Genomic DNA, 25,077 nt, shown 5'->3' on the forward strand with positions numbered 1-25,077 from the left:
TCAGGAACTCTCTGGAAAGGAATGGCCATGCAAACTGAATCAAAACCCCTCGATCCGGCAATTCGCGACGCATTGTCCGGCATTACGACCGCAACGCTGACCACCGTGTTGCTCAAGAAGGGACTGAGAAACGTGTGGATGCGCGGCACCGTGCCGATCGCAGCGGGGCAGCCGCGCATTGTCGGCCGCGCTTTCACCCTGCGTTTCGTCCCTGCCCGTGAGGATCTGGCCACTCCGGCCTCGTGGGCCTCGCCCATCTCGACGCGCGCCGCGATCGAAGCCATGCCGGCAGGCTGCGTCGCCGTCGTGGATGCCATGGGCGTCAAGGATGCGGGCATTTTCGGCGACATCCTCTGCAACCGCATGACCACGCGTGGCGTGGCCGCACTGGTGACCGACGGGGTGATGCGCGACATGGCGGGTGTGCTTGCTACCGGCCTGCCGGTGTGGTGCTCAGGCACGGCGGCGCCTCCTTCGGTGGCAGGGCTGACCTTCGTCAATTGGCAGGAGCCGATCGCTTGCGGCGGCGTCGCGGTGTTCCCCAACGATGTCGTGGTGGTCGATCAGGACGGCGCCGTGCTGATTCCGGCCGATCTCGTCGATGAGGTCGTTGCGCTCGCTTCCGAGCAGGAACGGCTTGAGGGCTGGATCATGGAGCAGGTCGAGCAGGGGGTTCCGTTGCCTGGCCTGTATCCGCCAAACGAGGAGAACAAGGCGCGTTACGAGGCTTGGAAGGCAAGCCGTAAGGGAAGCGCGGATTGAAGATTCGTCATCCCGGCGAAGGCCGGGATGACGACTATTTCCGTGTTTCCAGGATTTGACGGGAGATGAGGATGCGAAACGAGGATGCGAGATGACGACTGCCAATACGTTTGATGCTTCGGCCAAGGGCGTCTATCTGATTGCCGTCACGCCGTTTCGTGACAATGGTGAACTGGATCTGGAAAGCACGGACCGCCTGGTCGATTTCTATATCGACAAGGGCGCGACGGGGCTGACCATTCTCGGCATTCTGGGTGAGGCCACCAAGCTTACGGCTGACGAAGCGCGCATCTTCGTTCGGCGGGTCCTGGCACGAGCAAATGGCCAGGTTCCCGTGATCGTCGGCGCCTCGGCCCCCGGCTTTGCCCCGATGCGTGAGCTGGCCGTGAGTGTGATGGACATGGGGGCGTCCGGCGTCATGGTGGCGCCTCCGCAAACCGTGCGCACCGACGACCAGATCGTCGCTTACTTCGAGATGGTCAACGAAACCCTTGGCTCGAATATTCCATGGTGTTTGCAAGACCATCCGGTATCCACTGGCGTCCAGATGTCGACCAATACCATCCTTCGCATCATCAAGAATTCGCCGACCTGCGTCATGCTGAAACACGAGGACATCCCGGGTCTCGCCAAGCTCAGTGCAATCCGGGCGGCAAGTGATCGCGGCGAAATCGGGCGCGTCGCCATCCTCACCGGCAACGGCGGCGGCCTCTTCCTGCCCGAAGAGTTGTCGCGGGGCGCGGACGGAGCCATGACGGGGTTCGCCTATCCGGAAATGATGGTCGGCGTCGTGGCTGCACATGCGGCAGGTGATATCGAACGCGCGCACGACATCTTCGACGCCTATCTGCCGCTGGCGCGCTATGAGCAACAACCCAATGTCGGATTGGCTGTGCGCAAGCATATCCTCGCGACGCGAGGCGTAATTGCCTCTGCCGCCGTTCGCAAACCGGGGCCGAAATTGACGGCCGCCGATATTGCCGATATCGAACGCCTGACCAGAAGGCAGGAGAAACGGTTGCGGGAAATCGAGTGAGGTTGTCGTGCCGATTCGAGCCTTGCCCAATACCCCGATTGCAATAAAGTTGACCGGGAATTTTCCTTGTGTCTGACCAGCGGTGTCGGGGCTTGATCAGCAGTCGTTCATAATCGACGAATCGGCCGCAGTCGGCCACTGCGGACGTTGCCGGGGAAAACAAGGTCGGGCGGCAATGCGCCGGTCAACTACCGTTCAGCATAAACTCACACTGAAGCACAGTTTGCCGACTCGGCGAACTCACTCTGGCCAAGAGCCGAAAGCCGCCATGATGTGAGAGTGCTCGTCCCCAGAATGTCCCTCTTCGCGCAAGCAATTCCATTGTTTTAATTGATCGGTTTTAAATAAAAATCGATTGGTGTTTATGTTTTGCGCTTGAAATAATCGATCGCAAGGGAAGGGGCATGGCAGCGGATTACGCCTGTCCCGACTTCTCAAAAGAATTAAACACCAGGGCCTCGCTTCAACTTTAGGCCATTCGGCAATTCATTCGGCATTTGGTCCGACTTTTTTGGAGGTTTCGTTCATGAATATCCCCGCCCAGCTTCCTGACGTCATCCGCGAAATCGAGCGCGTCAGTCCGGAAATTGTCGAGCAGGCAGCACAGTTTCCTTCTTCGATCCTGGCCGACGTCGCCGGTCGGCGTGGCGCGCTCAACGGGCGCATTTCCCCGTTGTCGCCCTCGATGAAATTTTCCGGTCCCGCCGTTACCGTGGAGGTGCGCCCCGGGGACAACCTGATGATTCATGCCGCGATGGCCATCGCCAAGCCCGGCGACGTCATCGTCGTCGACGGCAAGGGCGACCTGAGCTGCGCGCTGATGGGCGAGATCATGTCGCAGCAGTGCGTTGCCCTCGGCATCGCGGCGGTCGTGATCGACGGTGCGGTACGCGACAGCGAGGCGATCCGCGAACTCGGCTTTCCGATGTACGCCGCCGGACTCAACCCCAACGGCCCGACCAAGTCGGTCTCCGGGCGGTTGAATCATCCGATCTCGATCGGCGGCGTCAGCGTCTCGCCGGGCGATCTGGTGGTCGGCGATGCCGACGGTGTCACCGTGATCGAGCGCGACAAGGCGGCCGCAATGCTTCCGCTGGCGGTGCAGAAGGTAGCCGCCGAGACCAAGCGGATTGCCGAGATCAAGAGCCGCAAGGCGCTGGCGCCCGCCTGGCTGGATGGCGCGTTGCGTGCCGCCGGAGTGATCAAGGAAGGAGAGACGCTGTGAGCGCGCGTCCCGTCATCCTGATCACCGCGGCGGACCTGGCGCCGCAGGCGCTGGCGTTGCTGACCGACTATGAAATCGTTTATGCCGGAAAAACGCCGACCGAGGACGACATTGTCGCGCTGTGCAAGCAGCATGATCCGGTGGCGATCATCGTGCGCTACAGCAAGGTCGGCGCGGCGGCGATGGATGCGGCGCCGAATCTGAAAGTCATCTCGAAGCATGGCAGCGGGACCGATACCATCGACAAGGAAGCGGCTAAACAACGCGGGATTCAGGTGGTCGCGGCGGTTGGTGCGAATGCGGCCGCGGTGGCGGAACAGGCGCTGGCGCTGCTGTTGGCCTGCGCCAAGTCCGTAGTGACGCTGAATGCGCGCATGCACGCCGGCTTCTGGGACAAGGCGACGCACAAGAGCGTCGAACTCGAAGGGCGCACCATCGGCGTGGTCGGGCTGGGGGCCATCGGTCTGCGCTTCGCGAAGATGGTCGATTCGATGGGGATGCGCGTGCTGGGATTCGATCCGTTCGCCAAGGATTTGCCGTCGTACATCCAGCGCGTCGATCTGGAAACGATCTGGCGCGAATCGGATGCCATCTCACTGCACTGTCCTCTGACCGACGACAATCGCAAGCTGGTCAATGCGCAAACCTTGGCGGCGTGCAAGGAAGGGGTGATCATCGTCAATACCGCGCGCGGCGGGTTGATCGACGAGGCGGCGCTGCTTGAGGCGGTACGTTCGGGGAAAGTGTCCGGCGCCGGACTCGACAGCTTTGCCGTCGAACCGATGACTGCGCCACATCCGTTCCATGGAGAATCACGGATTACCTTGAGCCCCCACATCGGCGGCGTGACCGCCGATGCCTACGTCAAGATGGGCTTGGCGGCGGCGCGAAATGCACTGTTGGTCATCAACAATCAACGCTGATGCGGAAGAACATCAGTCAAGGGAGCAGTTCAACATCGTCACATTCGTCACACTTGTGACTCTACGCAGGAGACTCGTAATGAACGCAATGAAACTCATGGCTGCCTCGCTGGCCGTTCTCGTCGGAAGTGCTCCGCTTGCCTCCGTTGCGGCGGATAAATGGACCGGCTATACCTATTCGGCGGTTTCGAGCACCGCCGCCGTGAAAGGCATGGAGCGCGCGATCGAGAAGGTCAAGACCGAGACCGGTGGGAAACTGAGCATCAAGCTCAATCTGGGCAAGACGCTGCAGATCGGCTCGAACGACATCACGCAGGCCGTCGGCGATGGCCTCGTGCAGTTCGCCGCGGACGGGTTCTTCCTTGGCTCCGTCCCGATCGGCGGCGTCCTCCGGCTGCCGCAGCTGATCAACTCCGAAAAGGAGTGGAAGTTGGCCGTTGCCGCGATGGAGCCGTATCTGAAGAAGGGCTTCGAGAAGCAGGGCGTGGTCTATCTGGGGCAGTATGTCTATCCCCAGAACACCCTCTTCACCAATTTCAAGGTCGAGTCGCTCGATGATCTCAAAGGGAAGAAAATTCGCGTGACTTCGCCGGAGCAGGGCGAGTTCATCAAGTCGTTCGGCGGTCTGCCGCTGAACCTTCCGGGAACCGAAGTTCCGACCTCGCTGGAGCGTGGGGTCGTTGACGGGGTGATTACCGCGAGCGCCGGCGGCGCTAAGAACTGGCATGAGTTCCTGAAGTTCAACTACCGCTTCGGCGTCAGTTACTTCAACAGCGTCATCATCGCGAACAGGGACGCCTTCGATGCGCTCCCGGCCAAGAGCAAGTCGGTCCTGGCGCAGGCGGTCTCGGCTGAATGCGAACGCATCAACGCCGAATTCCTGGACGATGAAGTCAAACAGATGGAGGTTCAGAAGAAGGCCGGAATGACCATCATCAATGCGCAGCCAGCCGATGCGTCGCAGGCGATCAAGAAGCTCGAACCTTACTGGTCGGAATGGGCCAAGGCCAAGGGGCCGGAGTATGTTGAAGCGCTGGCGGCGGTAAGAAAGGCGATCGGGAAGTAGAAAATATTCTGCACCACTCAATCACTTTTCAGAAAATCTGCGGTGGCTCATGGCGAAAGAAGGTGCCATGAGCCGACTGCCAGGAGGCAGCATGAATTCAATATCTCGATTACTGGCGCGTCTGTGTAACGCGATTGGCGGAGCAGCGCTGGTCGTGATGACCACGATTGTCGTGGTGGACGTTCTTCTGCGTACGCTGTTCAACCAGACGCTGGGCTTCGTCGAGGAAATAACCGGCTATCTGGTCGTGGTGGTTACCTTTTTCGGTGTCAGCATCACCTTTCGTGAAGGCGCGATGTTTCGCGTCAGTTTCCTCTTCGAGAAGTTTTCGGCCTCTCTGAAACAAGCCCTGGGGATTGTCTATCTGGCAATCACCATCGTTTTTTGCACCACGATGATGTGGTTCACGTCGTTGATGGTATGGAGTTCATTTACACGCGGAAAAATCGCCGCGACCGAACTTGAGACGCCCATCTACCTCCCGCAGCTTCTTCTTCCCATCGGTTTTCTGATCCTGCTGGCATTCGCCGTGGACAGGCTGTTGCAGGGTGGGAGCATGGGCGGCTCGGAAGAGCATGCATTGCCCGGTGACGAACCGGCAGGAGAGTAATTCATGGAAACCATCCTGATTCTTGGCTTGCTGATCGGCCTGATGCTCGGCGGCCTGTGGGTGCATTTCGCCGTGGGCATTTCCGCCATTTCGTACATCTATCTGCTGCGCGGCTTCGGCGGGCTGAAATCGCTCGGCCTCGTCAGTTGGGGAGCGGCGGACAGCTTCACGCTCTCGGCGATTCCTCTGTTCGTGCTGATGGCGGAGATCCTGTTGGGCAGCGGTCTGAGCTCGCGTCTCTATTCCGCCATCTCGCCGCAGGTTCGACGCTTGCCCGGCGGCGTGCTCAACACCAACATCTTCGGCTGCGCCATTTTTGCGGCGGTTTCCGGTGGGAGCGCATCGACTGCGGCCGCCATCGGAACGGTCGCCCTGCCCGAACTCGGGCGGCTCGGCTACGACAAGCGAATCGCGGCGGGATCGCTGGCAGCGGGCGGCACGCTGGGTATTCTGATTCCTCCCAGCATCACGATGATCGTCTACTCGACCTTTACCGAGACCTCCATCCCGAAGCTGTTCATGGCCGGCATCGTGCTGGGGCTCGTGCTGGCCCTGCTCTACGTGATCTACATCATGGGGCGATCGATCGCCAATCCGGCGTTGGCACCACGAGCGGCCGCAGGGGAGGTCAGTCTGCTCAAGTCCTTCCGGGATCTGTTTCCTTTCCTCGCCCTGATCGGGCTGGTCATGGGGAGCATCTACGGCGGCGTGGCGACCCCGACGGAAGCCGGCGCCATCGGCGTGGTCAGCGCGCTGGTCATTGCGGTGGGTTACCGTTCGTTGAGTGTCGGGATTCTCAGGACGGCGATCCATCGTACGCTCGTGATGAGCGGGAACATCCTGTTCATCGTTTTTGTCTCGATGATCTTCGCCTACGCCACGGCGCTGTCCGGGTTCGGCGAAACGCTCGCCGAATGGCTGCGGGATGCAGGACTTTCGCGTACAGGCTTCTTGCTTGCCGCCCTGGTGTTCTATTCCATTCTCGGTTGCTTCATGGAAGGCCTCGGGATGATCGCGATCACCATCCCGATCATCTTTCCCACGCTCGCGGTGTATGGCATCGATCCGATCTGGTTCGGGATCTACATCGTCATTCTCGTCGAACTCGGCCAACTGACGCCGCCGCTGGGCGTGATCCTGTTCGTCGTAGCCAGTACCTGGAGAGAACTCAAGGTGGAGGACGTGGTGGCCGGGACGGCGCCGTTCTTTGCCCTCATCATCCTGTTCATCTTCCTGCTGATTGCCGTGCCCGATATCGCGCTTTGGCTGCCGAGCCAGATGCGCTGATCGGCCCATTCTTGTCTCCGGAATAAAACGATGATTTTCTTGCAACCCCCTGTGATTCATGACGCTGAAGTATTCACTTCCATGCCACAGCACTTCCGCCGCACCGGCGTGCGTTCGGTGTGGGCCGATGCCAACCGGGGCGGCCTCGAGACAGACTCGTTCCTCGAAGGGCCGGTGTTTGATGCCGCGGGCAATCTGTACGTGACCGACATCCCGTTCGGCCGGATCTTCCGCATCGATCCGGCGGGCGAGTGGACGCAAATTGCCGAGTACGACGGCGAACCGAACGGCATGAAGTTCCTGAATGAGCGCGAGTTGATCCTCGCTGACTACAAGAACGGGCTGGTCATCTGCGACATCGCTACCGGAGAAACCCGCTCGTTCCTCGCGCGCCGCAACAGCGAGCGGTTCAAGGGAATCAACGACCTGACCTTCGACTCGCAAGGGAACCTGTACTTCACCGACCAGGGGCAGAGCGGTTTGCACGATCCGAGCGGCCGCGTTTACCGGCTGAGAAAAACCGGGCAACTCGACCTGCTGCTGTCGAATGTGCCGAGTCCGAACGGCATCGTGCTCTCGCCGAACGAGAAGGTTCTTTTCATCGCCGTGACTCGCGGAAATTGCGTTTGGCGCGCCCCGCTGATGGAGGATGGCAGCGTGTCCAAGGTCAGCCAGTTCTTCACCTCGTTCGGTTCCAGCGGGCCGGACGGCCTGGCCATGGACGAAAGCGGTCGCCTCATCGTGGCGAATCCGGGCCTCGGCGTGGCCTGGGTGCTCAACCGTCGCGCCGAAGCCGAAATGGTCATCCGCAGCCCGGTCGGCTTTTTGCCCACCACGGTAGGCCCGTCGCTAACGAATCTGGCGTTTGGCGGACCGAAGCGGAGCACGCTGTTCTGCACCGAGTCGGTGACCGGCAGTGTTTTGCGCTTTGAGCTGGAGACCCCCGGCGTCACCGTCAGAAACGGGGGCCGGGACGTCGGTGAGCGCGGAACCGGGCAGTAGTTGGAAACTATTCGATAACAGATCGCTTGGGAGGGGGTTATGCAGGGAGAAACAATCGTTGTGCCGCATTCTTTCGGAGCGGCGCCCCCGAAATTCGTGCTTCCGCCCGGCGCCACCGATTGCCACCATCACATTTTCGATCCGCGCTTCCCCCGCCCGAACGGCCGCCAGGGCATCTGGGGTACGGTGACGGACTACCGGTTGTTGCTCAGACGGTTGGGGCTGTCGCGCTCCGTCATCACCTCGCCGCAGAGTTACGGGTTCGACAACAGCTGCCTCGTCGATGCGCTCGATAATCTCGGCGCCACCACGCGCGGTGTCGCCGCAGTGAAGCTGGATGTCAGCGACGAAGAACTGGCGCGATTGCACGAGCATGGTGTTCGAGGCATCCGGCTTTATTTGATCGGCGATGCCCCGACGCCGCCTGAACAGTTCGTTGCGTACGCGAATCGTATCGCGCGGTTCGGCTGGCATATCCAGATGGTTGCAGTCCAGGGCGACGCGCTCGTCGCGGCCGAGTCGGCATTGGCCGGGTTGCCGTGCACGCTGGTCATCGATCATTTCGGCTACGTGAGTCAGCCGGAGGGCGTTCGCCATCCATCGATGAACACGTTGTGCAGATTGCTCGATACCGGGCGCGTCTACGTGAAGCTTTCGGCACCCTACATCACGTCGCGCGTAGGACCGCCCGAGTACTCGGATATCGATGAGGTCGCCGCGGAGTTGGTTCGGCACGCTCCGGAACGCACTCTTTGGGGAACGGACTGGCCGCATCCGCTGGTTACGACAGACCCCAAACCGGATGATGCGTTGATCCTCGACAGGCTTCTTCTCTGGGCGCCTGACGAGGCGACCCGGCACAAGATTCTGGTGGATAATCCGACGCGGGTTTATTGGGCGGATTGATCGACGGGAACATCAGCCAGACTCGTCTTCTGCGATCAAGCGCCGAATTGTGGGCATGGCGCGTTGCTCGATCAGCGAGGCGATCCGTTCGGTCAGTGACATTCTGGTCTGCGCGTGCCACTCCGGCCTCTTGCGCGTGGCCCTCAAGGCTGTGTCGAGTGTTTGTGTGGAATCGAGTTGTGCCATGGCCCGTCCGGTAAGTTTTCCGATCGGGAAGATTGGCGTCGCTGTTAACGGCCACCTCCGCTTCCTCCGCCGTTTCCTCCTCCGGCTGCACCTGAATTTCCCGAGGTTCTACCACTGCCGTGTGTTGTTCCATGCAAAGAGCCCGAACGGCCGTGTTGATTCATGGTGGACTGACCTCTGCCACCGTTATCGCTGCCAATGGTGATTTGTTCCACCACCATGCGCTGATTTTCGTCGATATGCCCCCGTACTTGTACTTCCTGGTTAACGGTCAGTGACTCCAGCGTTCCGCCATGCACACGAACCTGTCCGGAAACTATCATCGAGTCATAGCCCAGCGATAACTCGTTGCCGTGCGCGGCATGCACGTATCCCTGCAGCACCAGCGTGTTGGTCCGTCCGAGTTCGGCACGGGTTGGCTGCAAGGTGCTCTTCGAGACGAGGATATGATCGGAAGCCCAGCGTCCTCGAACAGCGATTTCGCGTCGCAATTCCAGACCGTCCGGGAGTGAGTCGAATTGCACGGCTGTCGTTCCCACGTGGACGGTGGTGCCGTGAATGCTCGTGACAGGGCCAAGGACCAGTGCCCGAGGCGACGGCGAGGTTACGCGTTCTACCTGGTTGGCGCGTATGCTTCCATCTGCCAGACGGTGCCCGCTCACGCGGACCCAATCGCCTACGTGCAGTCGGTTCAGGTCGTTCTTCACGAGTGCCGTTGCTCGTTGTCCCATTACCTCGAATTCGCCTGTTACCTTGTCCAGGCGGGTGAGAGGACCGATGGCGGCGTGCAACACGGCGATCTGTTGCGCCTGGATGGGATCATTACTGTCTTCCAGCGTGCCGCTCGCACGTATGGCGACGAGTTGCCCCACGGCAAGATCGCTGGTTCGGCCAGTGTTGCCATCCTCAAGTACGGGGGTTGATGGCGTGTAATGCACTTCCACGTCATTTACGCAAATGCTGGCGAAGCCCGTGACAACGCCAACCAGTCCGATGTTCCGGTCGGCGGCATTCGCCGGGGTTGCGGCGCTTCCCGTTCCTCCAATCCCCGGACGCAGTGCAATCTGCCCCGTTCCCCCAATGCCGGGGGCGTTGGCCGACTGCCCGGTGCCGCCGATCCCCGGCGCGGCCTCCGGATTTATCAGGGAGGCACCGGATGTGCATACGCTGATACGCTGAAGGCTGGATAGCTTTTGCGGCGAAACGCTGCAGCTGTTTGCCAGCGTCAGACAAAGGACGGCCATCAGGGAAACGGAGGGACGCATGAAGGCGGCTTTCATGAGCCGCCTCTTTCGTTGGTGCCGTCGTCCGAGGTCATCGGTTCGGTATAGAAATAGACGCCAAACCTCATGCGGTAGCGCGGCTGGTCAGAATTCTCGGCCTGGTCCTTGGCATAGGCTTCCAATGTCGATTTGTTGACATCGAGCAAGGCCCGCGTGCCCAGTGTTTCGCAGCGTTTGCTCAATGACTGGAGCGAAGCGGAAGAGAGTTCGTCGCAGTAGACGCAGCGTTCCATGAACGGAACGAACTCACCGGTGCCGGCTAGTGGTTCTTCGAGCAAGTTATGGACTGCGGCGGCGGCGTGGTCGTGGATGTTTTGCGCGAAGTAGTGAAGCTTTTCTTCCAGACCTTTCGCGGGTACGAATGCATCCGTGTTTAGCCAGACGCGCCGCTCATCGTCCAGGTGCGCAATTCCAAGGCGTAGCCATTCGTCGAGCACGACGCGGGATCGGATGTCGCTGCTGACACTGGCCACCAGCGCCTCGAAGGAAAGCTCTCCTCCTTCTCGGGCAAAACGCGCGAGCGGCCGGGCTTTGCCGGATTCGTCCTGATATTGCGGGGAACCTAGCCAGCGCGCGACCAGTTCTGCGCCCAAGGACACGACCTGGGGCACCGTGTCGTCGCAATCCGGCAATTGGGCACGGAGACGGCTGACGTCCTTTCGGTGAACGCCGCTCACCAGGCTGACACGGCTGTCTGTCGGAGGCTTGTCGTGCAGTCGAAACTCTTTCTCCGCTACCTCTACAAAGAGGACTTTCAGTAGTTCCGCGAGATAAGTGTAGTGAATGCCATGAGCGAGCATCAGGCGGACGAATGGCTTCAGCACCCGTCGCAATGCCTTGACCAGTGCCGAGGACGAGCCTGGCGTTACAGCGCTGGAAGTGTCTGACTTCGATGGCGTGGTCATGGATCTAATTCCTGAATCCGGGTTGTGAATCTTTTTGTGGGAAATTTTCACACAAATTTCTTGCTGTGTGCGCGGTTTGTGGTTAATGTATTGTGCGTGGGAAATATTCCCACGTTAGTTCTGGCGCACGGTTGGCTTGTCGACAGGAGTGAAGCAAATGCGAGATGCCCGGAAATGCCGGGCCTCTGACATTGGAAGGAGATCATCATGAAAAACACCGCACTGAAAGGATTGTTCGTCTTGTTTGTCGCGATTGGCGTCGCCCTTCCTTCCGTCTCGTATGCCCGCGGAGGTGGAGGCAGCGGGGGCGGTGGAGGGGGCGGGGGCGGCGGCTATGGCCCGTCGGCTTACGGGACTGCTTCGGATACGGCGCGCCAAACCACTCCTGTGCGTGACCAGACGCGGACACGCGACCGATCAAGAGTCCGGGATCAGAATCGGATAATGGATCAGAGCCAGATTCGGGACCAGACCCAGACTCGGGATCGAATCCAAACCCAGACAACGCGATAAGCCCAAGAAGCCGGCCCCCGGCATGGCCGGGGGCGTGACGGGGTGCAGGTTGGCTGACTGCTGGCGCGTGAGCGGGTGCGCCGGATTTCTCCGTGAGCGAAGAGAAGGAATGGAATCAGCCGGCCGTTTCCTGCATCGACAGCGAATGCCCCATGCGGTATTTTCCCGAGACCACGTTGATGCCTCCCCGCTCCTTGATCTTCTCCACCGCGAGTCCTTGCGTGGCGAGGTTGACGACGACCTTCTCGTCATGGCCCGTAACGAGGATGACCCAATCCACGCCACTGTCCTTTCCCCGGATACGCTGTTCCTGTGTCATCTCAGGTGTCAGCGCGGCTTCGAACAGGTGCGCGCTGACCAGCCCCGGCGTGCCGGGAAGAACGGGCAGGGCGTTGGTGACGAGCCAGTCGCGCAGCGCCGCTTCGCGATCGGGGTCGGGGCTCAGGCGGACCAGCAGGCCGCAGGTACCCAGACCGAACCCGTGACTGTAGGCGACGCGGCAGAAGCCGCGGTTCATGCCACGGTAGTGCGGCATCATGCGCGAGGTCCACGGGCTGGGGTTGTTCAGCCGCTCCAGGTAAGGCTTGGAGGCCAGCGTGTCGAGGTCGGCTACTTCGTACATGACGAAATAGCGTTGACCGCTTCCCATATTCGTCCAGCGCGATCCGCGCAGGAAGCCGGGGATCGACATGCGCTCGTTCAGATGTTCCTGCGAGTGCCAATGGTCGTGCTCGACGATTGCTTCCGGAACGATGTCGAACGCGAGGATCATTGCCGCCTTGCCGAGTAGTGCCATGTCAGCTCCTGTGCGAGGTCATCGAGAGTGTTGAATCACGCCTTTGCGGCGTCGGGGACCGGCGTGACCGGCGCCGGTTGGCGGATGTTCGGCAGGAATACGGCGAGCAGGCCGAGCAGCGGCAGATAGGCGCAGAGCCGGTAAACCGCCGCGATGCCCCAGTGGTCGGCCAGTTGCCCGAGGACAGCGGCGCCGATGCCGGCGAGGCCGAAAGCCAGGCCGAAGAACAGGCCGGAGACCGTGCCGATGCGGCCGGGGAACAGTTCCTGCGCATAAACGAGAATCGCCGGGAACGCCGAAGCCAGCATGAAGCCGATGATCATCGTCAGGACGATCGACATGCCGGGGCCGACATACGGCAGGGCCAGGGTGAACGGCGCGACGCCGAGGATGGAGACCCAGATCACCTGCCGGCGCCCGATGCGGTCGCCGATCGGCCCGCCGAGCAGCGTGCCGGCCGCCACCGCAGCGAGGAAGTAGAACAAGTGGTACTGCGCCGCCTCGGTGCTCAGGCCGTACTGGTGCATTACATAAAAAATCAGGTAGCTGTTGATGCTCGCCAGGTAGAAGAACTTGGAGAAGATCAGCGCCAGGAGCACGGCCAGGGTGCGCAACACGTGGCTGCGCGGCAAGGCGTGCCCGGACGACAGCGGCACCTTGGCCGGCTGGCGTTGCTGGTGGCGGTACCAGCGGCCGATGCCGATCAGCACGACCATCGCCAGCAGGGCGATCAGCGAGAACACGGCGATGCTGCGCTGACCGTTCGGCAGCACGATCCAGGCGGCGAGCAGCGGGCCGGTGGCGGCGCCGGCGTTACCGCCGACCTGGAAGATCGATTGCGCCAGTCCGTGGCGTCCGCCCGAGGCCATGCGCGCGACCCGCGCCGATTCGGGGTGGAAGATCGACGAACCGGTGCCGACCAGTGCCGCGGCGAGCAGCACGGTAGGGAACGTGCCGGCCTGTGAGAGCGTGAGCAGGCCGACCAGCGTGCAGCCCATGCCGACGGCCAGCGAAAAGGGCTTCGGGCGCCGGTCGGTGTAGAAGCCGACGACCGGCTGCAGCAGCGAGGCGGTGCATTGGAAGGCCAGGGTGATCAGGCCGATCTGCGCGAAGCTGAGACCGAGCCCGCTCTTGAACAGCGGGTAGATGGCCAGCATCAGCGACTGGATCGTGTCGTTCAGGAAGTGCGAGAAACTGATCGCGCCGAGGATCTTGAAGGCGGGCTGGCGTGCGGGGGAGGAGACCGAGGTGGATGACATGTTCAGGTGATGGACCGTGGCGGAATTGATCGAAGAGCGGGCGTATGCATGAATGACCACTCCCTCCCTTCAAGGGCTGCCGTATGCACACCACCCGTTCGTCATCCCGGCGCAGGCCGGAATCCAGGTTTTCGGAGCACGAGCTGGATCCCGGCCTGCGCCGGGATGACGGGGTTCTCGCGATGTGTGCGTACGCCAGCCCTTGAAGGGGGGTGAGATGATGCGCAGCAACGCTGAGAACTATAGAGGTAAGATGCCTGTCCGTCTCGCCATAATCGGGCATCGATCTTCGCCAAATGGACACCGTTACCCGCTTCAGCCTCAGCCACGGCAAGGACCGGGGAAACTTCCCGGTCACCGGCCGTGCGGCCAATTATTCCGCGGGCTTTCGGGTTCCCAGCCATTGCCACCCGACAGCACAACTGATCTACGCCGCGCAGGGCGTCATGGTGGTCAGCACCGATGCCGGCCAATGGGTGGTTCCGCCGACCCGCGGCCTGTGGATGCCGCCGGGGATGTGGCATCAGTTGCGCATGGTCGGCGCGGTCCATCTGCGCACACTGTATTTCCGCGAGGATGCCCATGCGGCGTTGCCGCGCCTGTGCCAGGTGGTCGGCATCTCGCCGTTGCTGCGCGAACTGATCCTTGCCGCCGTGGACGTTGAGCCGCCGTACGCGGAGGATTCCCGCGACGGGCGGCTGATGCGCCTGCTGCTCGACGAGGTCGCCTCGCTGCCGAGCCTGCCGCTGCAGTTGCCGTATCCGGCCGACACGGGGCTGCGCGGAATCTGCCAGCGGCTGACCGATCAGCCGGACGATCCGTCGACGCTGGAGGACTGGGCGCGTCGGCTCGGGGTGCACGGGCGGACGATCGAACGGCGCTTCCAGCGGGAGACCGGGTTGACCTTCGGGCAGTGGCGGCAGCAGGCGCGGCTCGTTCGGGCGCTGGAATTTCTGGCGGATGGGCAGAAAGTCGTGGACGTCGCGCTTAACCTCGGCTACAGCAGTCCCAGTGCCTTCGCGACGATGTTCCGGCAGCAGTTCGGGATGCCCCCGAGCGCCTATTTTCGCGATACGGTCGCTTCCAGCCGTTCCTGAAACCACGCGAGGTCTTCGCGCAGCTGGTCCGGGTCGTAGTCGCGCATGCTACGGAAAACCGGGTCGTATTGGCGCCGGCGCAACTCGGCTTGGAGCGCCTGCATGAACACGCCCGATTCTTCGCGCAGGCCGTTCTCGCCGTGATGAACGGCGCAGCCGGGGCTGAGCGGGTTGCCGCCGAGCACGGCGACCAGTTCGCAGCCGCGTGCGGCATAGGCTTCGATGGTGTTGCTGACCTCGCAGGCCAGCGCGCGGCAACTGCTGCGTCCGGCGTCGCTGTCCATCGCCGCGCGCAGGCTCTGCCCGGGCGGGCGCTTGCGCTCGGGGCCGAGCGCAGCGACTTCGGGGCAGGGCATTTGCAGGATGCCGACGCCGTAGCGGTGACAAAGCGCCAGCAGTTCGAAATTCATGGCCGGAAAGCATGCGGCGCCGGTATCGCGGGCGTTCTGGTTGAGCGCGCATTCAATTATGGCGACGAAGCGGTGGCTCCGGTTGTCGGTAGGGCCGCGCGAGATGCCAAGCAGGTTCTTCATGACACGTAGCGATTTCTGAAGCATTCCTGAGTCTCCCTTATAATCGCCGGCTATTCTGAGATCGGCAAGCCTAAAAGAAAGGGTAGCAGAGATGCAGGTGCTTATTATGGTTTTGATCGGCCTTGGCGCCGGCATAAGCTCTGGATTGTTCGGCATCGGTGGTGGCGTGCTGATTGTTCCGGGCTTGGTTTACTTCCTCGATTTTCCGCTGCATCGCGCCATCGGTACCAGCCTGGCCGTGTTGCTGCCGCCGATCGGCGCGGCGGCTGTCTACGCCTACTACCGTGCCGGGCAGATCGACTGGCGCGCGGCGGTGATCCTCGCCGTCACGATCTTCATCGGTGCCTGGATTGGTGCCAAGGTGGCGACCAACCTGAGCGTCCACTGGTTGCGCACCCTTTTCGGGGTGTTCCTGATCGGGTTGGGGTGCTACACGCTGTACTCGGGACGGGGCGCGTGACGGAGGGGGCTGCCGCGCCTACGCCTCCGGCGCGAGCACGATAGCCGCCAGCGGCGGCAGGGTCAGCGACAGCGAAAAGGGGCGGTTCATCCACGGTTCTTCCTCGGCGACGCATGCCGTGTTCCCGATGCCGCTGCCGCCATAGACCGCCGCGTCGGTGTTCAGCACTTCGCGGTAGCTGCCGCCGGCCGGCACCCCGATGCGGTAGTCCTGGCGAACGACCGGGGTCAGGTTGAGTATCACGATCAGCATTTCGCCGTCGTTACCGCGGCGCAGGTAGCTGATCACCGACTGCTGCGCGTCGTGACAGTCGATCCAGTCGAAGCCCTTCCAGTCGAACTCGTAACGGTGCAGCGCCGGAGTGTCGCGGTAGAGATGGTTGAGGTCGCGTACCAGCCGCTGCATGCCCTGATGCAACGGGTAGTCGAGTACGTACCAGTCGAGCACGCTGGTACTGTCCCATTCATTGCCCTGGCCGAATTCGGTGCCCATGAACAGCAGCTTCTTGCCAGGATGGGTGAACTGGTAGGTGTAGAGCGTGCGCAGGTTGGCGTGCTTCTGCCATTCGTCGCCGGGCATCCGGTGGAGCATCGACTGCTTGCCGTGCACCACTTCGTCATGCGAGAAGGGCAGCATGAAGTTTTCGGTGAAGCAGTAGAGCATGCTGAAGGTCAGCATGCCATGGTGATACTGGCGGTGGATCGGCTCGTTGGCCATGTAGCGCAGCGTATCGTTCATCCAGCCCATGTTCCACTTGATGTCGAAGCCGAGGCCGCCGACGTAGACCGGGCGACTGACCTGCGGCCACGACGTCGATTCCTCGGCAATCATCAGCGTGCCGGGGCACTGCTCGTGCACCGCGACGTTGAGTTCCTTGATGAAGTCGATGGCCACCAGGTTCTCGCGTCCGCCGTACTGGTTGGGAATCCATTCGCCTTCCTCGCGTGAGTAGTCGAGGTAGAGCATCGAGGCCACGGCATCGACGCGCAGGCCGTCGATGTGCATTTCCTCGAGCCAGTAGACGGCGCTCGACAGGAGGAAGCTTTTTACCTCGTTGCGCCCGAAGTTGAAGATCAGCGTCGACCAGTCCTTGTGCTCGCCGAGGCGCGGATCGGCGTGTTCGAACAGCGCGGTGCCGTCGAAACGCGCCAGGCCGTGCGCGTCCTTCGGAAAGTGCGCCGGCACCCAGTCGAGCAGCACGCCGACGCCGTTGCGGTGGCAATGGTCGACGAAATAGCGGAAGTCGTCCGGCTCGCCGAAACGGCGGGTCGGCGCGAAATAGCCGGTGACCTGGTAGCCCCATGACGGATCGTAGGGGTGTTCGGTGATCGGCAGCAGTTCGATGTGGGTGAAGCCCATCTCCTTCACGTAGTCGACCAGACGATGCGCGGCCTCGCGGTAGTCGAGGAAACCGCCTTCCGCGTCGCGCTGCCAGGAACCGAGATGCACTTCATATACCGACATCGGCAGATGCTGCCAGGCGGCCTGCTGCCGTTGCGTAATCCATTTTCTGTCGTTCCACGCATAGGTGCCGCGGGCGGGGATGACCGAGCCGGTGCGCGGCCGTAGTTCGTGCTGCTGGCCGTACGGGTCGGCCTTGAGCAGGATCTCGCCGCTGTCGCGGTTGCGGATCTCGTACTTGTAGATGTGCCCGGGTTCGAGGTCGGGAATGAACAGCTCCCAGATGCCGCTGCCGCCGCGCACGCGCATCGGGTGGCGGCGGCCATCCCAGCCGTTGAAGTCGCCGACCACGCTGACGCGTGCGGCGTTGGGCGCCCAGACGGCGAAGAGGATGCCGCTGACGTCGTCCGCTTCGTGCTCGTGCGCGCCGAGGAAGCTGCAGGCGTGGCGGTGCCGGCCCTCGGCGAACAGGTGCAGGTCGAGGTCGCCGACCTGCGGCAGGAAGGTGTAGGGATCGCGCGCGATGTGTTCGCGGCGGCTGCCGTCGCGCCAGACCAGGCTGTAGTGCATCGGCAGGTCGCTGCCGTCGCCGCGCCACTCGAAGTGGTCGGAGCCGGGCAGACGGGTCATCACCCGGTCGCCCTCGGCGATGCGCACCTCGGCGGCTCCCGGGAGGTAGGCGCGCACGAGCACGCCTTTTCCGTCGGGGTGGCGGCCGAGCACGGCGAAGGGGTCGTGGTGGTTGGCTGCGGAAATTCGTTGCAGTTCACTGTCGAGCGGGGTCTTTTTCATGATTGTCGTCCGTGGCTTCATTGATCGGTTCAGTATGGGCGATCAGGCCGGCGTTGGCCAGGATTGCCGGAGCAGCACCAGCGAGCGTCCCGGCAAGGGGAATACGCAGCCGCGGGCGTAGTGTTTTTCCGCGTGGCGGTTCTCCGGATCGTTCGTGTCGATCGCCACCTGCCAGCGTTTGTTGCCCTGGAAGCCGGGAATCTGGAAGGGCACCGCCTCGTGGTAGGCGTTGATCAGCAGCAGGAAGTTGGCGTCGCGCACCGGTTCGCCCGCGGCGTCGACTTCGCCGATCGCATCGCCCGCCAGGTACATGCCGAGACAGTGCGCGAATCCCTGGTTCCACTCGGTGTCGCTCATTTCCAGCCCTTCCGGGGTGAACCAGAGAATGTTCTTCTCGCCATTCGGCGCGCCGTGTGGCCGGAAGTAGGTACGCCGGCGGAAAATCCGGTGCGCGCGGCGCAGGGCGATTACCCCGCGAACGAAGGCGAGGAAGTCGCGATCTTCCGGTTTCAGGTTCCAGTCGAGCCAGCTCAGCTCGTTGTCCTGCGCATAGGCGTTGTTGTTGCCTTGCTGGGTGCGCCCCATCTCGTCGCCGGCGACCAGCATCGGCACGCCCTGCGAGAGGAACAGGGTGGTCAGCAGGTTGCGTTTCTGGCGGGCCCGCAACGCGACGATCTCCGGATCGTCGGTCGGTCCTTCCTTGCCGCAGTTCCAGCTGCGGTTGTGCGATTCGCCGTCGTGGTTCTTTTCGCCGTTGGCCTCGTTGCGCTTCTTCTCGTAGCTCACCAGATCGTGCAGCGTGAAGCCGTCGTGCGAGGTGACGAAGTTGATGCTGGACCACGGGCGGCGACCGTTGTGCGCGTACAGGTCGCTCGACCCGGTCAGCCGCGAGGCGAGGTCGCCGATCAGGCCGCCGTCGCCTTTCCAGTAGGCACGCAGCGCGTCGCGGTACTTGGCGTTCCACTCGGCCCAGCCGGCGGGAAAGTTGCCGACCTGGTAGCCGCCGTCGCCGACATCCCACGGCTCGGCGATCAGCTTGACGCCGGAGAGCACCGGGTCCTGGCGGATGATGTCGAGGAACGCGCTGCCCCGGTCGAATTCGTGCGCCTCGCGCCCCAGCGTCGCGGCGAGGTCGAAGCGGAAACCGTCGACGCGCATCTCCTGCACCCAGTAGCGCAGGGAATCCATGATCAGCCGGAGCACCTGCGGATGCTGCGTGTCGAGCGTGTTGCCGCAACCGGTGTAGTCGCGGTAGTAGCGCGCGTCGGGCATCAGGCGATAGTAGGCGGCGTTGTCGATGCCCCGGAAGCTCAAGGTCGGGCCGAGGTGGCTGCCCTCGCCGGTATGGTTGTAAACGACGTCGAGAATCACCTCGATCCCGGCGCGATGCAGGGCCTTGACCATCGCCTTGAACTCGCGCACCGGGTCGGCCGTTGCCGCGTAGCGCGGGTCGGGCGCGAAATAGCCGAGCGAGTTGTAGCCCCAGTAGTTGCGCAGGCCTTTCTCCAGCAAGTGCCGGTCGTCGACGAAAAAATGCACGGGCATCAGCTCGACGGCTGTTACCCCCAGCCGGCGCAAATGCTCCAGCACAGGCGGGCTGGCCAGCCCGGCGTAGGTTCCGCGCAGCGCCTCGGGAACCTCCGGATGGCGAATGGAAAAGCCGCGTACGTGCAGTTCATAGAAGAGCGAATCGTTCCAGGCGATGGCCGGCGGCGTGTCGTCGCCCCAGTCGAAACGCGGGTCGACGACTTCGCATTTGGGCATCAGGGTCGCGTTGTCGCGCCAGTCGAACGACAGGTCCTCGCGTTTGGAGCCGATCTTGTAGCCGAAATGGACGTCGTGCCAGCGCAGCTTGCCGCGGAGGGATTTTGCATACGGATCGAGCAGCAGCTTGTTGGGATTGAAGCGATGGCCGTTTTCCGGGTCGTAGGGGCCGTGCACGCGATAGCCGTAGAGCTGCCCGGGCGCGGCGTCGGGCAGATAGCCGTGCCAGACGTGGTCGGTCTGTTCCGGCAGCACCACGCGTTCGGTCTCGCGCCGCCCGCGCGGGTCGAACAGGCAGAGTTCGACCTTTTTCGCGTGTTCGGAGAACAGAGCGAAATTCACGCCGCGGCCGTCCCACGACGCGCCGAGGGGAAAGGGGTTTCCGGGCAGTATCCTGCGGGACTTCTCGGTCATTGTTCGCTCCTGGGTGTTCCCCGCAAACGGCCTTGCCGTTATTGTCCCTTGACGGGTGCAGCGGGCTAGGAAAATGCCGCACGGACTCTGCAGCATCGGATGCGCCGGGACAACGATGCCATCATCCGGCGCGTTATTGAATAAGTGGTTTCACTGAGGTGACAAACCGGTTACCGGTTCGTTCCCGGCGGTCGAGGTGTCCTGGTCGGGCCGGGGCGGGGAGGGCGGTGCTCTCCCCGGGCGTTGTCGGCACACGGCTACGGTGTTGGCGGTGTGCAGCTCGGCGAGATGCAGATCTGGTTGCGTCCTCGGTGCTTCGCTTCATAAAGCGCCCGGTCCGCATCCTGGAGGATTTCGTCCAGGTCCGATGAATTGGCGGGCAGGCAACTGATCCCGATGGAGACGGTAAAGCTGATCTCCCCGCCGCTCGGCAGCCTTGTTTTTGCGCTGGCGACCGCTTCCCGTAACCTGTTGGCCGCGATTGTCGCGTTGTCGGGAGATGTGTTCGGCAACAGGGCTACGAACTCCTCACCGCCAAGACGGGCAAAAAGGTCGATTTCCCTCAACGTGCCAAGGCAGATGCGGCAGAACTCCTTGAGTACGATATCGCCTGACTTGTGCCCGTAGGTATCGTTGATCCGCTTGAAGTGGTCGATGTCGAGCAGAAGCAGGACCAGTGGTTGGTAGTGGCGCTGGCTGCGCAGCAACTCTCGCTGGGTTACTTCGCCGAAATAGCGGCGGTTCCATACGGCCGTCAGGCTGTCCGTGTACGCTTGCCGCTCCATTTCCTCCGCGTGCCGGCGCGCAATTTCTTCCTGTTGTTTTTTCAAGTACACGAAAACGAGGCTTGCGCTCAGGATGGCCAGCAAGACATAGCCAAAAGAAATAATCGCCAGTCCCTGAGGCTGACGGGCGAAGGAGGTTGCATACAACGATGACTCGGGAAGCCACAGTACGAGTTTCGCATAGTAACTATCGATTTTCCCCGGCGGGAATTGGGCTTGCCAGGCAGCTTTCTGTTCTGGGTTGTCCAATCCCTCCTGCTTTAGCGGATACACCGTGCCATAGAGGAAAAGCCCTTTCTCGTTGCGTAACTCCCCGTGCTCGTTCCCCGTGATATAGCGCCATTCCGCCTCGAATTGCTCGGCAAAACTTCCTCCCCTCTGGCTCAACGCCTCCGGCAGTTGGGCGTGGGGCAGCGGACTATCGCTTAGCCAATGTCCCTCCTTGTTGACCAGCATGCTGATGCGGTTGTGGTTGTGCGTGTCTCCGATTCGCTGCAGTTCTTCCAGCATCTTGCTCCCCCGGTAATTGAATACGACGACGCCTTTGATTTCGCCGTCGTCGCTGGCCACTGCCTGCGCGAGCTGGATAATGGGTTCGCTGCGCTGGTTTTCCACCTGGACGGTCGGGCGAATGACCGTCGACAGGTAGATTTTCGTCGGGCCGAGATGCGTTGCCTCCTTGTAGCACGGACAGGTTGATTGATCTCGCAGTTCGTGCTCCGTTGCCACGACTGTGCGTTTCCCGACGTGGTGTATCCGGATAACTTCCCGACCTGCGGGGTTCAACAGAAGGATTGCGTCGTAGCGGCCGTACCGCTCGGCGAATTCCTTGAAAAACGCTGCAATCTCAACAGGACGCGAATCCTTGAGCGCCACGAGGTACGCGGCCACGCCGATGTCGCCGACTATTTCAAAAAAATCGCGTTCGATCTGCTGGCTGCTGGCGTCGATGTAACCAATTTCGCGTGTCTTGATGACCTCGATGCGATTGTGCTCGTACGAACTGATTACAGGGTAGACCATCACTACGGTGATCAGCACCGAGAAGACCACAAACAACCCGACGGCGCGGCGAAGCAGCCGAAGGGAAAAGAGGCGATCGACCTTTATAGGCATCGGAACTCTCCACGCGAGTTGCGGGGATAAGCCCATACTAGACCATCAACGAGGCGTGTGCCTTGCCGACCGGGCGCAGCGCAAAAAAATCCCGGCGCAAGGCCGGGATCAACATGAATCAGTTCGCGTGTTATGGGGTGGGTCGCGCGATTTTGACGTTCTTCTGACGTTCAGCTGCCGATCACGCCGCCGTCGTCGCGGGTGATTGCGACGACCGAAGGGCGCGGCGGGGTCTTGCCTTTGAAGTCGAAGTCCGGCCAGCGCGTCGACGGATCGTCGAAGGTCGAGTCCTTGTATTCGCCCGGGTGCTGCACTGCGACGAACAGGGTCTTGTTGTCCGGCGTGAAGGCTGGGCCGCACATTTCGGCATCCTTCGGGCAGGCGTAGAAGAACTTGGTCAGCGCGCGGCCGGCGCCGTTGACGTCGCAGGCATAGACGCCATCGGGGATGCCGCTCTTGCGCTGCGACGAGCCCTGGTCGGTGGTGATCCACAGACGGCCGCGGTTGTCGAAGGTGCAGTTGTCCGGCGCAGCCAGCCAGTTGCCGAGCTTCTGCGTGTCCGGGTGGTACTTCGCGCCGTGCTCGGGTTTCGACGGGTCACCGGCGAGCAGCAGCACTTCCCAGCGGTACTCGTCGGCCGTATGCATGGCGCCGCGTGCGCCGTCGCTGCCTTCGGTGCCGGGCGGCAGCAGTTCGACGATGTGGCCGTAGAGGTTGGTGGCGCGCGGGTGCAGCTTGCTGATCTGCTCGGCCTTGCGGGTGTTGTTGTTGGTCAGCATGACGTAGACGCGGCCGTTGACCGGGTTGGTTTCGACGTCTTCCGGCCGATCCATCGGCGTGGCGCCGAGCAGGTCGGCGGCGCGGCGCGTGTCGATCAGCACGTCGGCCTGGCTCTTGAAGCCGTTGGCCGCGGTCAGCGGGCCCTGGCCGAAGACCAGCGGCAACCAGCGCAGCGTTCCCTTGTCATCGAATTTTGCGACGGAGAGGACACCGTCATCGAGGAGGTCGCGGTTGGCGGCGGGGTTGTTCGGTACGAACTTCTTCGCGGTGACGAAGCGGTAGATGTATTCGAAGGCTTCGTCGTCGCCGGAATAGACGACGACGCGGCCGTCCGGCGCGACGACGCAGGTGGCGGCTTCGTGCTTGAAGCGGCCGAGCGTGGTGCGCTTGATCGGCGTCGATTTGGGGTCGTAGGGGTCGATCTCGACGACCCAGCCGAAGCGGTTCGGCTCGTTCGGGTTCTTTTCGACATCGAAACGCTCGTGGAAACGCGACCAGCTGTAGCGGGACTTGCCCTTGATGCCGAGGCGCTTGTGGTTGGCGGCCTCGGGGGTCTTCGCGGGATCGCCGCCGAAGTACATGTTGAAGTTTTCTTCGGCGGTCAGCACGGTCCCCCACGGCGTAACGCCGCCGGAGCAGTTGTTGAGTGTGCCGATGACGCGGCGGCCGCTCGGGTCAGCCTTTGTTTTCAGGCGATCGTGGCCGGCCGCAGGGCCGTTGACCTGCATTTCGGTGCTGCGCGCGCTGATGCGGCGGTTGTACTTGCTGCCCTGCACCGGCTCCCAGCCGTTGGCGCCTTTCCTGATTTCGACGATCGTATGGCCGTGCGCCGCAATTTCCACGTCGGCCTGTTCCTTCGTCATCTTGCTGGCGGCGGTGAGCGCCGTAAAGCCGGCGAACATCAGCTCCGGGTTGGTGTATTCGTGATTGACGGCGAGCAGGCCGTGCGTGCTGTTCTTCGAGCCGCGCGGCAGCGGCAGGAAGGCGACGAAGTCGTTGTTGTAGCCGAACTGCTTTTCTTGCGCCTCGGCAGAGATGTTGAACGGATCGAATGCCGGCGCGTCGGCGAGGACCTTGTCGCCCCAGCGCATCAGCACGTCGGCGCGATGGCCGGGTGCGACCTGATGGAACAGCTCCACGTTGTGCGGCGCCTGCGCGAAAGGCAGCGACGACGGGTCGGTGTTGCGCGTCGCAGCGAAGGCGGCAGGCGCGGCAACCGTGGCGGCGCCGGCGGCGAGCAGTCCCTTGAGCGCGGAACGGCGCGAAAGGCGGGCGTCGATCATGTCGGCAAGCGGTGTGGTCGTGATGATTTTGTCGGCGGTGTCGCTCATGCGGTCAATCCTCGTGGTGTCGTGAGTATGTGGATCAGTTGAAAAAGAATTCCTTTTCGGAGGTGCAATGCGGGCAGCACCAACTGTCCGGCAAAGTCTCGAAAGGGGTTTCGGGCGGCGTGTGGCTCAGGGGCTCGCCCTTGCTGCCGTCGTAGACGTAGCCGCAGCGGCTGCATACCCAGAGATCAAGGCGGCCGTCCGGGCGGCGGGCAACGGATTTTGGCGAGGCGGGTGAGCGGTTTTTATCGGCACTCATGATGGAGGCCGATGATCGCCGCTGGAAATGACAGGCGTGTTACACCAAGATGACGCGGAAATGAAAACGGGGAGGGCGATCAGGCCCTCCCCGCTGCGGTACCCGCGAATTGTCGATGAGGCCTGAAGATGTATGAATTCGTCACCCCGGCGAAGGCCGGGGTCCAGTCGGCGATTGCTCTCCGATACTGGATACCGGCCTACGCCGGTATGACGGCACCTTTCAACTTCATCGGGCCGAAGCAATATAGATTCGGCCCGAATAACGCTTGAATTTCGGGTTATTGTCCCGACATGGGAATGATGGAAACGACAGAAAAAGAAGTTCAAACGCTGGAGCAGTTGTATGCCCTACGCAAGCAAGCGGTCCGGCTGCACAAAAGCGGGATGCGTGTGATGCAGATTGTCACGGCGACGGGGCTCAGCTGGCCGGGCGTACGCATGGCCCTGGACTTGTACGAAGCAGGCGGCATGGTCGCCTTGAAGCCCTCCGTACGCGGGAAGAAACCGGGTACGGGTCGAAGCCTGTCAGCGGAACAGGAACAGGCCCTTCAGCGCATCATCTGCGACAAGCGCCCGGAACAGCTGAA

The 25,077-nt window shown here is 62.2% G+C and carries 23 protein-coding genes; 12 read left to right on the forward strand and 11 right to left on the reverse strand.

The features are described from left to right. Positions 1-27 precede the first annotated feature (27 nt). The 9 genes from BO74_RS11125 (at position 28) to BO74_RS11165 (ending at position 8,817) form a co-directional block, all read left to right on the forward strand. Positions 28-762 carry a ribonuclease activity regulator RraA gene (locus BO74_RS11125; RefSeq protein WP_496442349.1) on the forward strand — a complete coding sequence of 245 codons (735 nt, stop codon included), beginning with the start codon at positions 28-30 and terminating at the stop codon, positions 760-762. Between the two features lie 91 nt (positions 763-853). After that, positions 854-1,798: a dihydrodipicolinate synthase family protein gene (locus tag BO74_RS11130; RefSeq protein ID WP_496442350.1), complete on the forward strand. Its 945-nt coding sequence runs from the start codon at positions 854-856 to the stop codon at positions 1,796-1,798. Positions 1,799-2,324: 526 nt separating this feature from the next. Continuing rightward, positions 2,325-3,023: an RraA family protein gene (locus BO74_RS11135; RefSeq protein ID WP_496442352.1), complete on the forward strand. Its 699-nt coding sequence runs from the start codon at positions 2,325-2,327 to the stop codon at positions 3,021-3,023. Then, positions 3,020-3,946: an NAD(P)-dependent oxidoreductase gene (locus BO74_RS11140; RefSeq protein ID WP_496442354.1), complete on the forward strand. Its 927-nt coding sequence runs from the start codon at positions 3,020-3,022 to the stop codon at positions 3,944-3,946. The genes BO74_RS11135 and BO74_RS11140 overlap by 4 nt, the downstream gene beginning before the upstream one ends. Before the next feature lie 79 nt (positions 3,947-4,025). Continuing rightward, on the forward strand, positions 4,026-5,012 hold the full coding sequence (gene dctP / locus BO74_RS11145; RefSeq protein ID WP_496442356.1) for a TRAP transporter substrate-binding protein DctP: 987 nt from the start codon (positions 4,026-4,028) through the stop codon (positions 5,010-5,012). 67 nt (positions 5,013-5,079) lie between these two features. Next, on the forward strand, positions 5,080-5,622 hold the full coding sequence (locus BO74_RS11150; RefSeq protein ID WP_496442358.1) for a TRAP transporter small permease: 543 nt from the start codon (positions 5,080-5,082) through the stop codon (positions 5,620-5,622). 3 nt (positions 5,623-5,625) lie between these two features. Then, entirely contained in the window at positions 5,626-6,909 is a 1,284-nt protein-coding gene (locus BO74_RS11155; protein WP_496442360.1) for a TRAP transporter large permease, read from the forward strand. Between the two features lie 81 nt (positions 6,910-6,990). After that, positions 6,991-7,911, forward strand: coding sequence for an SMP-30/gluconolactonase/LRE family protein (locus BO74_RS11160; protein ID WP_496442361.1), 921 nt, complete (start codon positions 6,991-6,993; stop codon positions 7,909-7,911). Positions 7,912-7,950: 39 nt separating this feature from the next. Beyond that, a complete protein-coding gene (locus tag BO74_RS11165; protein WP_496442363.1) occupies positions 7,951-8,817 on the forward strand; it encodes an amidohydrolase family protein in 867 nt (288 codons plus the stop codon). A 12-nt stretch (positions 8,818-8,829) separates the two neighbouring features. Here the strand turns inward: BO74_RS11165 and BO74_RS11170 are convergent, their stop codons facing one another. The 5 genes from BO74_RS11170 to BO74_RS11190 all read right to left on the reverse strand — a co-directional run bounded on the left by BO74_RS11170 (position 8,830) and on the right by BO74_RS11190 (position 13,819). Continuing rightward, positions 8,830-9,003, reverse strand: a complete 174-nt coding sequence (locus tag BO74_RS11170) for a hypothetical protein (RefSeq protein WP_496442364.1) — start codon at positions 9,001-9,003, stop codon at positions 8,830-8,832. Between the two features lie 44 nt (positions 9,004-9,047). Then, positions 9,048-10,283: a DUF5666 domain-containing protein gene (locus tag BO74_RS11175; protein ID WP_496442366.1), complete on the reverse strand. Its 1,236-nt coding sequence runs from the start codon at positions 10,281-10,283 to the stop codon at positions 9,048-9,050. Continuing rightward, positions 10,280-11,191: a DUF6502 family protein gene (locus tag BO74_RS11180; protein ID WP_496442368.1), complete on the reverse strand. Its 912-nt coding sequence runs from the start codon at positions 11,189-11,191 to the stop codon at positions 10,280-10,282. The genes BO74_RS11175 and BO74_RS11180 overlap by 4 nt, the downstream gene beginning before the upstream one ends. A gap of 628 nt (positions 11,192-11,819) precedes the next feature. After that, positions 11,820-12,500, reverse strand: a complete 681-nt coding sequence (locus BO74_RS11185) for a hypothetical protein (protein WP_496442370.1) — start codon at positions 12,498-12,500, stop codon at positions 11,820-11,822. Between the two features lie 35 nt (positions 12,501-12,535). Continuing rightward, positions 12,536-13,819 carry an MFS transporter gene (locus tag BO74_RS11190; protein WP_496442371.1) on the reverse strand — a complete coding sequence of 428 codons (1,284 nt, stop codon included), beginning with the start codon at positions 13,817-13,819 and terminating at the stop codon, positions 12,536-12,538. Between the two features lie 236 nt (positions 13,820-14,055). Between BO74_RS11190 and BO74_RS11195 the strand changes: the two genes are divergently transcribed. Continuing rightward, positions 14,056-14,856: an AraC family transcriptional regulator gene (locus tag BO74_RS11195; RefSeq protein ID WP_496442373.1), complete on the forward strand. Its 801-nt coding sequence runs from the start codon at positions 14,056-14,058 to the stop codon at positions 14,854-14,856. Here BO74_RS11195 and BO74_RS11200 read toward each other — a convergent pair. Next, positions 14,820-15,413 (reverse strand): hypothetical protein, encoded by a 594-nt coding sequence (locus tag BO74_RS11200; protein ID WP_496442375.1) that lies wholly within the window; start codon positions 15,411-15,413, stop codon positions 14,820-14,822. The two genes, BO74_RS11195 and BO74_RS11200, sit on opposite strands and share 37 nt — an antisense overlap. Before the next feature lie 67 nt (positions 15,414-15,480). Between BO74_RS11200 and BO74_RS11205 the strand changes: the two genes are divergently transcribed. Beyond that, the gene (locus BO74_RS11205) at positions 15,481-15,849 is read left to right on the forward strand and encodes a sulfite exporter TauE/SafE family protein (RefSeq protein WP_496442376.1); all 369 of its coding nucleotides are present in this window, start codon (positions 15,481-15,483) and stop codon (positions 15,847-15,849) included. Positions 15,850-15,867: 18 nt separating this feature from the next. On the opposite strand, the gene glgB is transcribed toward BO74_RS11205, so the two are convergent. From glgB to BO74_RS11230, 5 genes are all read right to left on the reverse strand, one after another. Next, a complete protein-coding gene (gene glgB / locus BO74_RS11210) occupies positions 15,868-18,042 on the reverse strand; it encodes a 1,4-alpha-glucan branching protein GlgB (RefSeq protein WP_496442378.1) in 2,175 nt (724 codons plus the stop codon). A 42-nt stretch (positions 18,043-18,084) separates the two neighbouring features. Then, positions 18,085-20,220, reverse strand: coding sequence for a glycogen debranching protein GlgX (glgX, locus tag BO74_RS11215; protein WP_496442380.1), 2,136 nt, complete (start codon positions 20,218-20,220; stop codon positions 18,085-18,087). Between the two features lie 257 nt (positions 20,221-20,477). Continuing rightward, a complete protein-coding gene (locus BO74_RS11220; protein ID WP_496442382.1) occupies positions 20,478-22,157 on the reverse strand; it encodes a sensor domain-containing diguanylate cyclase in 1,680 nt (559 codons plus the stop codon). A gap of 134 nt (positions 22,158-22,291) precedes the next feature. Next, on the reverse strand, positions 22,292-24,232 hold the full coding sequence (locus BO74_RS11225; RefSeq protein ID WP_496442383.1) for a PhoX family protein: 1,941 nt from the start codon (positions 24,230-24,232) through the stop codon (positions 22,292-22,294). A 34-nt stretch (positions 24,233-24,266) separates the two neighbouring features. After that, the gene (locus tag BO74_RS11230) at positions 24,267-24,488 is read right to left on the reverse strand and encodes a rubredoxin (RefSeq protein WP_496442385.1); all 222 of its coding nucleotides are present in this window, start codon (positions 24,486-24,488) and stop codon (positions 24,267-24,269) included. A gap of 302 nt (positions 24,489-24,790) precedes the next feature. Here BO74_RS11230 and BO74_RS11235 point away from each other — a divergent pair. Beyond that, positions 24,791-25,077: helix-turn-helix domain-containing protein (locus BO74_RS11235; RefSeq protein ID WP_496442386.1), on the forward strand; the 287-nt coding region annotated here is incomplete at its 3' end.

The sequence above is a fragment of the Propionivibrio pelophilus DSM 12018 genome, assembly GCF_059569095.1.

Bases quoted from the DNA above. Each gene is read 5' to 3' on its own strand.
- BO74_RS11230 (WP_496442385.1), bottom strand. From the start codon at position 24,488: ATGAGTGCCGATAAAAACCGCTCACCCGCCTCGCCAAAATCCGTTGCC.
- BO74_RS11200 (WP_496442375.1), bottom strand. From the start codon at position 15,413: ATGCTTCAGAAATCGCTACGTGTCATGAAGAACCTGCTTGGCATCTCG.
- glgX (WP_496442380.1), bottom strand. From the start codon at position 20,220: ATGACCGAGAAGTCCCGCAGGATACTGCCCGGAAACCCCTTTCCCCTC.
- BO74_RS11180 (WP_496442368.1), bottom strand. From the start codon at position 11,191: ATGACCACGCCATCGAAGTCAGACACTTCCAGCGCTGTAACGCCAGGC.
- BO74_RS11225 (WP_496442383.1), bottom strand. From the start codon at position 24,232: ATGAGCGACACCGCCGACAAAATCATCACGACCACACCGCTTGCCGAC.
- BO74_RS11170 (WP_496442364.1), bottom strand. From the start codon at position 9,003: ATGGCACAACTCGATTCCACACAAACACTCGACACAGCCTTGAGGGCC.
- BO74_RS11130 (WP_496442350.1), top strand. From the start codon at position 854: ATGACGACTGCCAATACGTTTGATGCTTCGGCCAAGGGCGTCTATCTG.
- BO74_RS11175 (WP_496442366.1), bottom strand. From the start codon at position 10,283: ATGAAAGCCGCCTTCATGCGTCCCTCCGTTTCCCTGATGGCCGTCCTT.
- glgB (WP_496442378.1), bottom strand. From the start codon at position 18,042: ATGAAAAAGACCCCGCTCGACAGTGAACTGCAACGAATTTCCGCAGCC.
- dctP (WP_496442356.1), top strand. From the start codon at position 4,026: ATGAACGCAATGAAACTCATGGCTGCCTCGCTGGCCGTTCTCGTCGGA.
- BO74_RS11165 (WP_496442363.1), top strand. From the start codon at position 7,951: ATGCAGGGAGAAACAATCGTTGTGCCGCATTCTTTCGGAGCGGCGCCC.
- BO74_RS11160 (WP_496442361.1), top strand. From the start codon at position 6,991: ATGCCACAGCACTTCCGCCGCACCGGCGTGCGTTCGGTGTGGGCCGAT.
- BO74_RS11135 (WP_496442352.1), top strand. From the start codon at position 2,325: ATGAATATCCCCGCCCAGCTTCCTGACGTCATCCGCGAAATCGAGCGC.
- BO74_RS11125 (WP_496442349.1), top strand. From the start codon at position 28: ATGCAAACTGAATCAAAACCCCTCGATCCGGCAATTCGCGACGCATTG.
- BO74_RS11220 (WP_496442382.1), bottom strand. From the start codon at position 22,157: ATGGGCTTATCCCCGCAACTCGCGTGGAGAGTTCCGATGCCTATAAAG.
- BO74_RS11150 (WP_496442358.1), top strand. From the start codon at position 5,080: ATGAGCCGACTGCCAGGAGGCAGCATGAATTCAATATCTCGATTACTG.
- BO74_RS11195 (WP_496442373.1), top strand. From the start codon at position 14,056: ATGGACACCGTTACCCGCTTCAGCCTCAGCCACGGCAAGGACCGGGGA.
- BO74_RS11185 (WP_496442370.1), bottom strand. From the start codon at position 12,500: ATGGCACTACTCGGCAAGGCGGCAATGATCCTCGCGTTCGACATCGTT.
- BO74_RS11155 (WP_496442360.1), top strand. From the start codon at position 5,626: ATGGAAACCATCCTGATTCTTGGCTTGCTGATCGGCCTGATGCTCGGC.
- BO74_RS11205 (WP_496442376.1), top strand. From the start codon at position 15,481: ATGCAGGTGCTTATTATGGTTTTGATCGGCCTTGGCGCCGGCATAAGC.